The following is a 10050-nucleotide window of genomic DNA, read 5'->3' as shown; positions in this document are numbered from 1 at the left end:
AAATTTGGCTAAAGTATAGCGCTATTTTAAGCTCATCACTTAATCAACCCAAACATCCCTTAAAGCTCATAAAAAATTAGCGCTAGATAAATTTGGCTAAAGTATAGCGCTATTTTAAGCTCATCACTTAATCAACCCAAACATCCCTTAAAGCTCATAAAAAATTAGCGCTAGATAAATTTGGCTAAAGTATAGCGCTATTTTAAGCTCATCACTTAATCAACCCAAACATCCCTTAAAGCTCATAAAAAATTAGCGCTAGATAAATTTGGCTAAAGTATAGCGCTATTTTAAGCTCATCACTTAATCAACCCAAACAACCCTTAGCATGGATAAAAACTAGCGCTAGATAAATTGTAAAGTTTTGCAAAAAACTAACACAACCTGAAATTAATGTGTTACCTTAAATATAAGGTTAGCGCGATAGTAAAGGGGAACAAAAGATGAACCAACAAATGAACCAACAAGCCAAGATCGTCGGAACTACCCAAGCAGCTTTTCTTCTAGGGATTTGTGTCCAACGAGTTCGGCAACTTTTGAAAAATGGCAGAATTAAGGGCGCTCAAAAAGTAGGCAGATTTTGGCAAATTCCCCTATTTAACGGCTTGCCTAGGGTCAGTCCTGGTCGCCGTGGACCCAAGGGAACCTGGAGAAGAGGTTTCCAGAAGGTGGCGAGTTACATCCACGTCAACCAGAACGTCATTAAACAAAATAAAAAGTACGACACCTACAATCCTGTGCTCACTGTCAAACAAGGCAACCGCAACACCTACGGTCATTATGTAGAAATCAAGGGTCCATCTCGGTTAGTCTATCAACCCAATTCTCCCAAGGATTGTGGAGCTACGGTGTGGCTAGAAGTTGACCCTTCTGTCGAAATTCTCACTAAAGTGTTTAGTTAATTGCAGTATCGGTATGAGCTTGTGGCATCCCAGATGGAAGCTGCTTGAACAAAAACGCGACGCATTCCCCCACCTGAACGAGGTGGGGGTTAAGGAGCGACAATAACAATTGCAAAAAAATGGACACTAATAAGCGATTGTCGTCTTGTATTTTGTAAGCTAAGATATTAACTATAAAAGATTTTGTTGAGCCAGTGAAAACGCAAAATAAAATTATAAGAACTGATAAGTGGCGACTCAACCCAACCCCAGATCAAAAGGAGCTGCTAGGGAAAACGGTTAAGGTATATCGCCACGCTTGTCAGTTTTTAGTTGGTATTATTTACACTCACTGGTCTAAACTGGGAGAACTGACGGCAGATCAACTAACTCCGGCTGTCGAAAAGTTAATGCATCAAACAGCTAAACGTCCTAGTATCAAATACCCTCAATTCAATAAAGCCTTTTATAAATTTCCTAGCTATCTACGTCGTGCTGCGTTCGCGAAGCGTCGGCTACGCCGAATCGCATTCTCCGCTGGTCAGGTTAGCCGTTTTGTTACTCGTTATTACGATTGGCAATCAGGAAGCAGAAAAAGGAAAGATGCTAAGCCTCCAAGATTAAATGCAAATACCGGTTGTTATCCCTCTCTTTACAAGGGGCAATGCTATAAACTACATGAATTTAACAAGGTAGAAATAAAGGTCTTTAACGGCTCTGATTGGGTTTGGACTGACGTTAAAATTACTGGGTTAAGAGAGCGTCACTTGGTAACGTCCAATAAAATGATGTCTCCTTCACTAGTGATTAACAACAGGGGGTGTTACCTGTCAGTTCCATTTGCCTGCAAGCCAGAAAAAAGAAAACCGGAGGCCAATGTTACAGCAGTTGATTTGGGAATCAACACAACAGCCACGATAGCAGTTGTAACTCATAGCGGCACTGTAATCCATTCGGCAAAGCCGACGCTACGCGAACGTGAATTCGTTCACCCCGGAAGAGACATAGACCGCCGAGACAAAAGACTGAAATCCGTATCTACGCGGGCGTCCAAAACCATGGGTAAAGGCGGAAAACTTCACAAAGGATTCTGTTCTAAAACCTATGAAAAATGCCGAAGAATCAATCATCAAATAGGCCACATTGTCTCTAAGCGAATTGTTGAGGTTGCTAAGCAGTTCAACTCTGTTCGCGTAGCGTGGCCTACGGCCTTAGCCATCGTGTTTGAGAATCTTAAAGACTGGAAGCCAAAAGGCGGAAAGAAACGGTCTAACCTTCGACAAAAATTCCATGGATGGCTAAAAGCTAAGATTCGTAATTTCACCGAAATGAAATGGTCGGAATTAGGAGGCAAGGTAGTAGAAATCGTAGCGGCTTATACCTCGAAACTTGCTTATGATGGTTCTGGCACAGTAAAGAGAAACTCAAAAAAATACTCTCTAGCGACCTTCGCCTCAGGTAAGTGCTTTAATGCTGTTCGCGTAGCGTGGCCTACGGCCAATCTAAATGGAGCTTACAATATCGGTGCTAGAGGTGTTTTTAAACTCGTTCGTAGAAATAGCAACGAGGGTCGTAAAGCGCAAAAGATCTGGACGACCGCCTAGAAGCTGGGCTTGCTTGTGTGACCTGTGGACTAGCGGTAGTTCAAGGTTAGCATAAGACACCACCACCTCGGGCGAAGCCCGACGCTACGCGAACGGCTTGCCAGGTGGTGGAGCTTCATATGTGTTGGCCTTCGGCGTTCTCTTGGTCTTTAGGCCAGGCTACAGGAACGGGTAGGTTTAAATTTGGCAAGTAGACAACTGCGGTCAAGTTTACTGTATACCAAAGGGAACAGGGAGTAGGGAGTAGGGAGTAGGGAAAAGGGAACAAAAATTCTCACAATTCATTTAGCATTGGTATAGTTGGTTTAATGTTGTTGGCAAACTGTTCAAATCAAACAGTAGAAATGCTTCACTCAGAGTAGCGGACGCAAAAGTTATCCCTAGATGATTCGTAGATATACTTACTTGTTAAATTCAGCGGACGCAAAAGTTATCCCTAGATATACTGATAGATCTACAGATATATTACATTAATTGTCAATTTCTTCTCTTACTCTTGACTACTGTTCGTTTTATTTGTCACTCTAGCACCAGGAAAGCTAATCATAGTTATTACCTACTAAAAACATTTACGATATGGTAAGTAATGTTTAGATTTGTTGCGGTAGTCAGGAGTTCATCTTTGTTAACCTTGGGTGCATTAGCAGTTGTCAGTAGCCTAATTTTAAAACCGTTAGAAGCTGGAGCTGCTGTTAATGATCAGAGTCTAATTTTCGTAAAGGATTCATTACCACAGGAGCCAGTGCTAATTCCAGAGAACTTGAACAAAGGGGATAATCAGGTTTTAGGGAGCGACACTGTAAGAAATTTCAACACCATGGGGATTAACCCACTCCTCAGTCCTCCAGCCCCAGCAAAAATTAGTCAAGCCCTACCTCCAAACCTACCTCCGGGTATAGAGCTGCCGGAGGAGCAGCGGCGAAATCCCTTTCCAGATCCTACACCTCGGGCTCCTAAACCTCCCTCTCTGGAACCAGCGCCAGAACCCCAACCTCCCCAGAAACTTCCTCCTGTGGACGAACTTCTTGACCCATCTGCTCCTAGCCCTGATCTACCGGATGAAATTCTTGAGGACATTCCAAAACAAATTTTCATTAAACGGTTTAATATTATTGGCTCAACGGTATTCAGCCAGGAAAAATTAGCGGAAATTACCGATCGTTTCCTCAATCAACCCATCTCCTTCCCAACATTATTTAAAATCAGGTCTGAGATTACCAAGTTATATGATGATGAAGGATACGTTAACTCTGGAGCTTATATCCCACCTCAGCAACTTGAAGATGGGATAGTTAGAATTGAGATTATCGAAGGGGAATTAGAAGATATTATTGTCAAGGGTCTGAGTCGGCTTAATTCTAATTACATCAAAAGCCGTCTTGCGATCGCTACCAAGAAGCCTCTGAATGTAAGGCACTTACTACAAGCCTTACAAATGCTGCGACTTGACCCTTTAATTGCCAACATCTCAGCTGAACTGTCGGCGGGTCTTGATCCTGGGGAGAGTTTGCTAGAAGTAACAGTAACTGAAGCGGATACCTTTAGCACCCAAATAACATTAGATAATGGACGCTCTCCCAGTGTAGGCAGCTTTCGGCGTCGTCCCAAAATTCGAGAAGGCAATTTACTGGGATTGGGAGATGCCTTAGAATTCAACTACACCAACACTGATGGTAGTGATACCTTTGATGTTAGCTATACCTTACCGATTAATCCCCGTAATGGTACCCTGCGCCTCGCCTATGGGACAACCTCTAGTGAAGTAATTGAGCCTCCTTTTGATGATATAGATATTGACTCAGAATCACGCTTTTATGAAATAACCCTGCGCCAGCCTGTATTCCAAACTCCTACTGAAGAAGTAGCTATTGGTATAATAGGCTCACGCCAGGAAAGCGAAACATCCATCTTAGATACCCCCTTTCCTTTATCAGCAGGAGCTGATGATGAAGGCCGTACCCGGATTAATGCCATCCGGTTATTCCAAGAGTGGACTAAGCGCAGTGAGCAACAAGTTTTAGCAGCTCGTTCCCAGTTCAGTATCGGGATTAGTTCAGGAGATACTACTATTAATAGCGGTAGGGGTGAACCAGATAGCAATTTCTTCGCTTGGCGTGGTCAAGGCCAATGGGTAAGGCTACTGGCACCAAACACTATCTTATTAATCCGAGGGGATGTGCAACTAGCAGACCGAAGCTTGGTACCATTAGAACAGATAGGGATTGGCGGTTTAGAGAGTGTGCGGGGCTATCGCCAGGATCTGATTCTATCGGACAATGGTGCCTTTATTTCTGCAGAGCTGCGTCTGCCAATTATTCAGAATGATAGCGGAACTCTGGTGCAGTTGACTCCTTTTCTTGATTTTGGTACTGGCTGGAATAAAGAAGATGAAAATGATATTGATGATAATACGATCGCATCCCTTGGTCTCGGTTTGCGATGGCAGCAAGGAAATTTCCTAGAGGCTAATGTCGGCTGGGGCTTGCAGTTAGTGCCTGTTGACACTAGGGATAGAACCTTACAGGAAGATGGCTTCTATTTTTCGGTGATTTTTAGACCATTTTGATCAAAGAAATAAAAATTAACAATTAAAAATTAACAATTAAAAATTGCTATTAATATAGCGCTTATGATCATAGTTATCAGATGCAGTAATCGGAAAAAAAGACAATGGTCAAAAAAAGGATATATACCGTTTTGCTCTCGGTTGTAAATACACTTATTTTGGCAAGAGGCAAAAGGCAAGAGGCAAAAGGCAAGAGGAACCCACCCCTAACCCCTCCCAGGAGGGGAAAGATATCTGGAGTTTTGTGGGACAATCTAAAAAGACCTCTTAGGTTGATAGCTGAACTAACAACATATTATTATAGTGACATAGCTAGAGCAAATCTAAAATATTTAGGGTTGAGGGTAAAGAGGTGGATAAGATTGCCTCTGATCGCTCTGTTAACAGCATTATTGTGCAATTTAGCCCCTCCGGTTTTAGCGAAAGTCCCACAAACGTTGAAAGTTGAAGGGTCTAATGTTGGAAGGTTGAAGGTTGGAAGGTTGAAGGTTGAAGGGTTGAAGGTTGAAGGGTTGAAGGTTGAAGGGGATATTGCTCTTAAACCTGCTAACCTTAAACCTGCTAACCTTAAACCTGATAACCTTAAACTTTCCACGTTACTTGCACAGGGGCAAGGTCTCTACGATTCAGGTAGATTCGCCGAAGCAGTAGATGTTTTAGAACAAGCTCTTGAGAGTAATCAAAATCAGGGAGATCAGCTATCAGAAGCGATGGTGTTGAGTAATCTCTCGTTGGCTTATCAGCAACTGGGATTATGGACTCAAGCCAAGAATGCGATCGCTAATAGTGAAAAACTATTGCGCTCTATAAAACCGAGTGATAAGTCTACAGCATACTTACAAGTGCTGGCGCAATCCCTAATGATCAAAGGAAGTATTGAGCTTGGTTCATCAGAAGCACAAGCAGCAATGGAAAGTTGGGAGCAAGCTGCAGTAACTTATAGTGAATTAGGGGATGAAGCTGGTCAGATTCGCAGTCGGATTAATATAGCCCAAGCCCTACAAGACTTAGGACTGTATAAGCGGGCGTTGAATCTACTCAATCAGGTCGAGGAATCGTTAATTGCTCAACCTGACTCTTTGAATAAAGCGGTCTTGTTGCGATCGCTTGGGAATATGCGTCAATTAGTAGGACAGCTGAGCCAATCCCGGAAAACCTTAGAAAAAAGCTTACAGATTGCCCGAAACTTATCATCGTCTCAAGAGATTAGCGCTACACTATTTAGTCTAGGGAATACAGCCCGGGCTCAGCTTAGCTCAGGGGATACAGGGCAGGCTCAGCTTAGCTCAGGGGATACAGCGCGGGCTCAGCAAGAATTAGACGAGGCTATTGACTACTATCAACAAGCATTTGACTACTATCAACAAGCATTCGATGAGTCATTAGATCCAATCACTAAGCTTGAAGCCCAATTAAATCAACTTAGCTTATTGATTGATACTAAAAGGATAAAGCAAGCACAAGCACTAATCCCTCAAATCCTGCCCCAACTGGAATCCTTACCTCTGAGCCGCCGCAGTATCTATGTGAGGATTAATTTTGCTCAAAGCCTAATGAAGGATGAAGTTAGAAGTATCAAGGATGAAGGATATGTTCAGACTTTAGCCAAGAGACTTCAGGCTTCGGTTAAAATTGCCGTTCAGCCTTCTTATGAAATTGCTAAAATCCTAGCTACTGCGGCACAACAGGCTAAAACATTGGGAGATAAGCGAGCTGAAGCTTATGCTATTGGTAGTCTAGGTCAACTGTATGAGCATAATCAGCAATTGCCAGAATCTCAAGACCTGACTCAACAAGCGTTAAAGTTAGCTCAGGAAATCAATGCTCCGGATATTAGCTATCGCTGGCAATGGCAACTGGGACGTATTTCGAAACGACTTGGGGAAGAGGAAAATGCGATCGCAGCTTACACCGAAGCAGTTAATACTCTCAAGTCTATACGTAGTGACCTAGTAGCTGTTAACCAAGAGGTCAGGTTTACCTTTCGAGAGAGTGTAGAGCCAGTCTATCGAGAATTCGTGCAATTACTGCTGCAATCAGACAGCAGAAATTCTAATCCCGAGAACTTGGAAAAAGCGCGTGAGATCATTGAGTCACTACAGTTAGCTGAACTAGATAACTATTTTCGCTCAGCCTGCTTAAATGCTACTCCTGTAGTCATTGATCAAGTCATCGATCAAGCTGATACGAAAGCAGCATTAATTTATCCTATCATACTGCCAGAAAGCGTGGATATTATTATCCGCTTACCCCAACAAAAACTGCGTCACTATAGAACAGCGCTTCCCCAAGACCAAATTGAATCTACTCTGGAAGAACTGCATCACTTCCTACCCCAGCTTCATCGACGGAAATTTTTACCAATGTCGCAGCAGGTATACAATTGGATAATCCGACCGATTGAAGAGGATTTAGCTAACTCTCAAGTAGACACCCTAGTATTTGTGCTTGATGGAGCTTTGCGCAATATTCCCATGGCAGCACTTCACGACGGTGAGCAGTATTTAGTCGAAAAGTATAGTATAGCGCTAACCCCTGGACTAGATTTAATGAATCCCCAGCGCTTAGCAAGGGAAGATATCAGAGTGCTAACGGCTGGGTTATCTGAATCCCGTCAGGGATATAATCCTTTGCCATTTGTAGAAGTAGAGCTAGAGAAAATTAAGGCTCAAGTTCCTAGTGAAATCCTCCTCAATCAGGACTTTACTGAAACCAACTTTGAAAATTCTGTTGAAGCAGCTCCTTTCCCAGTAGTACACATTGCCTCCCATGGTGAATTTAGCTCTAAAGCTGAGAAGACGTTCATTCTGACCTGGGATAGTAAGATAAATGTTACTGAGTTGAAGGATTTATTACAAACAACAGACCTACGCCAACCCACTCCGATCGAATTACTCGTGCTGAGTGCATGCCAAACAGCAACTGGGGACAAGAGAGCGGCTCTGGGTATAGCTGGTGTAGCGATAGAAGCAGGAGCACGTAGTACCCTAGCTACTATTTGGGCAGTTAATGATGAAGCCACAGCTGTGTTAATGAATCGGTTTTACCAGGAACTTACTGACACATCAATCTCAAAAGCTGAAGCCCTCAATCGCGCCCAAAAATCAATTTTACAAGACCCAAACTATGAACACCCTTATTACTGGGCTGCTTATATCATGGTAGGGAATTGGTTGTAATAGCCATCAGCTATCAGCAGTCAGCAGTCAGTGGTCAGCTGATAGCTGATAGCTGTTCGCGTAGCGTGCGCGTAGCGCATAGGCTGATGGCTGATAACTGATAGCTGATAGCTGATAGCTGATAGCTGATAACTGATAGCTGATAGCTGATAGCTGATAGCTGATAGCTGATAGCTGATAGCTGATAGCTGATCTAACAGCAAGCTATTACCAAGGATTACCAACTACAGTAAAAGCCGCCCAATAATAGGGATGGGATAAATCTTCATAGTTCAGAGATGCTAGTTCTGGAGGTAACGATACATTTGGTCGATCAGTAACACTAGCCAAACTTACCGTTTGTTTCAACATCCCAATCTGAGCTTGTCGCAACGCTTCAGCCTTAATTGGTACAGTTTTAAGAGACCGATAAAATTCACTCATCAGCACTAAGGTTCCCCCATCACTGACATACCACAAACTAGCTACTGCTGACTTGACATTGGCGCGAACTGCTAATCCGGCAAAGCCTAACTCAGCTTCTTTATCCCCGATAGCAGTGCGACAAGAACTCAGCACCAATAATTCTATTGTTGGTGAGTGCCAACGCAATTCAGTGAATTCCTCTAAAGTCAGTTTACTATCCCAAAACTGAATATAAGACTGGTTTGGTTTTCCCGCCTTGAAGTCTGAATGAGTTGCCAAGTGCAGGATTTTATAATTCTTATTATATCGCTGTTGCCACTTTAGATTATTTATGGTAAATTTACGATTCAAGAAAGATTTTCCTTGCCAAGGATATTGGGTGATAACAGATAACTCTATCGGCACAGCAGGCAAGGAATTGTGTTCATTAAATTCTGAAGCACCCATAGCCAAAACTTGGGAATTTTTCAGATCACTATAGACAGTATCTGTTAATTTGAAGGCCGGAATAAGTGCTAAGCTATACTTCTGAACCAGAAACTCTTGGCCATCATGTAAAGCAGCAAAGGGTAAGTGGCGTAACCCTCCACCTAGGCAAAAAATTAGATTATCGATACCTTGATTTTTAAGGTATGGTTCCACTGGCTCAATCATCCACTGATAGAGTTGCTGAGCTACTGGTAGATAATCTTTAGTGTGTCTACGCATAGGATGAGTAATAGTTTGGATAAACTCTTGCACTAGGCTCAAAAGAGCTTCCTTATTGGCTGCGGAGACACGCTTGTGAATGGGCTTACCTTCTGGTGTAATTAATACCAGTTCTAGTTGGTGCGATCGCGGAAGCATGTAGATAAGACCAGGCTTTTGACCAGTTTGATTGGTGATTTTGCCGAGAGTATCAGCAATTTCTTTTACAGTGATTGATTGGTCAGGAAAATTGATGTCTAGGTGATTCTGATATTGTTTTTCCCAAGTTTGTTCAATTAAAGGTACTGCTTCTACTACTTGGTTATTGTCCAGGGCTTGTCCAAAGTTGGGGGGATTAACAGTTGGTGATTGAGCAATAGTTTGAGTAAGAGCATTGGAGCCAGTGTGGTTATAAATTGGTCTACTGACTTGTGCTTGCACCGAAACAGCACTGATAGTTCCGGTGAAGTGTAGTGTCGCTAGCAACCAGCTAAAGCTACTCGCTATTCCTTTCATAGTTACCTCACGGATAAAAGCAAACGTAAGTATTTAGGATTATCCTGACTAGGAGTAGCTGAAAGCTAAACGCTAAACGCTGAATACTTACGATCACAATGAGCACAATTGACAGCAGATGGCTAAAAAATCTAGCTGTCGCAATAGTCAATATTTGTGACAGCAATAGGTAACTGCAATCCTATTTAATGGGAATTAGGATTGCTAATTAG

At 42.6% G+C, this 10050-nt stretch carries 6 protein-coding genes and 1 pseudogene; 4 read left to right on the top strand and 3 right to left on the bottom strand.

What is annotated here, in order from left to right:
* Positions 1-443 precede the first annotated feature (443 nt).
* Both BJP37_RS10760 and BJP37_RS10755 read left to right on the top strand, forming a co-directional pair.
* Complete coding sequence (locus BJP37_RS10760; protein ID WP_229415266.1) at positions 444-902, top strand: helix-turn-helix domain-containing protein; 459 nt, start codon at positions 444-446, stop codon at positions 900-902.
* 194 nt (positions 903-1096) lie between these two features.
* A pseudogene (locus BJP37_RS10755) lies at positions 1097-2540 on the top strand (nuclease/transposase family protein).
* A 94-nt stretch (positions 2541-2634) separates the two neighbouring features.
* On the opposite strand, the gene BJP37_RS43445 reads toward BJP37_RS10755, so the two are convergent.
* Positions 2635-2763, bottom strand: a complete 129-nt coding sequence (locus tag BJP37_RS43445) for a hypothetical protein (RefSeq protein ID WP_269086980.1) — start codon at positions 2761-2763, stop codon at positions 2635-2637.
* 308 nt (positions 2764-3071) lie between these two features.
* Here BJP37_RS43445 and BJP37_RS10750 point away from each other — a divergent pair, with 308 nt between their 5' ends.
* Positions 3072-5051, top strand: coding sequence for a ShlB/FhaC/HecB family hemolysin secretion/activation protein (locus BJP37_RS10750; RefSeq protein ID WP_075898732.1), 1980 nt, complete (start codon positions 3072-3074; stop codon positions 5049-5051).
* 362 nt (positions 5052-5413) lie between these two features.
* Complete coding sequence (locus tag BJP37_RS10745) at positions 5414-8230, top strand: CHAT domain-containing protein (protein WP_229415264.1); 2817 nt, start codon at positions 5414-5416, stop codon at positions 8228-8230.
* A gap of 20 nt (positions 8231-8250) precedes the next feature.
* On the opposite strand, the gene BJP37_RS10740 is transcribed toward BJP37_RS10745, so the two are convergent.
* Both BJP37_RS10740 and BJP37_RS10735 read right to left on the bottom strand, forming a co-directional pair.
* Positions 8251-8433, bottom strand: coding sequence for a hypothetical protein (locus BJP37_RS10740; RefSeq protein WP_075898730.1), 183 nt, complete (start codon positions 8431-8433; stop codon positions 8251-8253).
* A 4-nt stretch (positions 8434-8437) separates the two neighbouring features.
* Positions 8438-9838, bottom strand: a complete 1401-nt coding sequence (locus BJP37_RS10735) for a CHAT domain-containing protein (protein ID WP_075898728.1) — start codon at positions 9836-9838, stop codon at positions 8438-8440.
* Between the last annotated feature and the right edge of the window lie 212 nt (positions 9839-10050).

Source organism: Moorena bouillonii PNG, assembly GCF_001942495.1.
GTDB lineage: Bacteria > Cyanobacteriota > Cyanobacteriia > Cyanobacteriales > Coleofasciculaceae > Moorena > Moorena bouillonii.
This window is presented reverse-complemented; position numbering and strand designations above follow the sequence as displayed.

Coding starts and splice junctions, on each gene's coding strand:
- BJP37_RS10750 (WP_075898732.1), top strand. CDS start 3,072: ATGTTTAGATTTGTTGCGGTAGTCAGGAGTTCATCTTTGTTAACCTTG.
- BJP37_RS10735 (WP_075898728.1), bottom strand. CDS start 9,838: ATGAAAGGAATAGCGAGTAGCTTTAGCTGGTTGCTAGCGACACTACAC.
- BJP37_RS10760 (WP_229415266.1), top strand. CDS start 444: ATGAACCAACAAATGAACCAACAAGCCAAGATCGTCGGAACTACCCAA.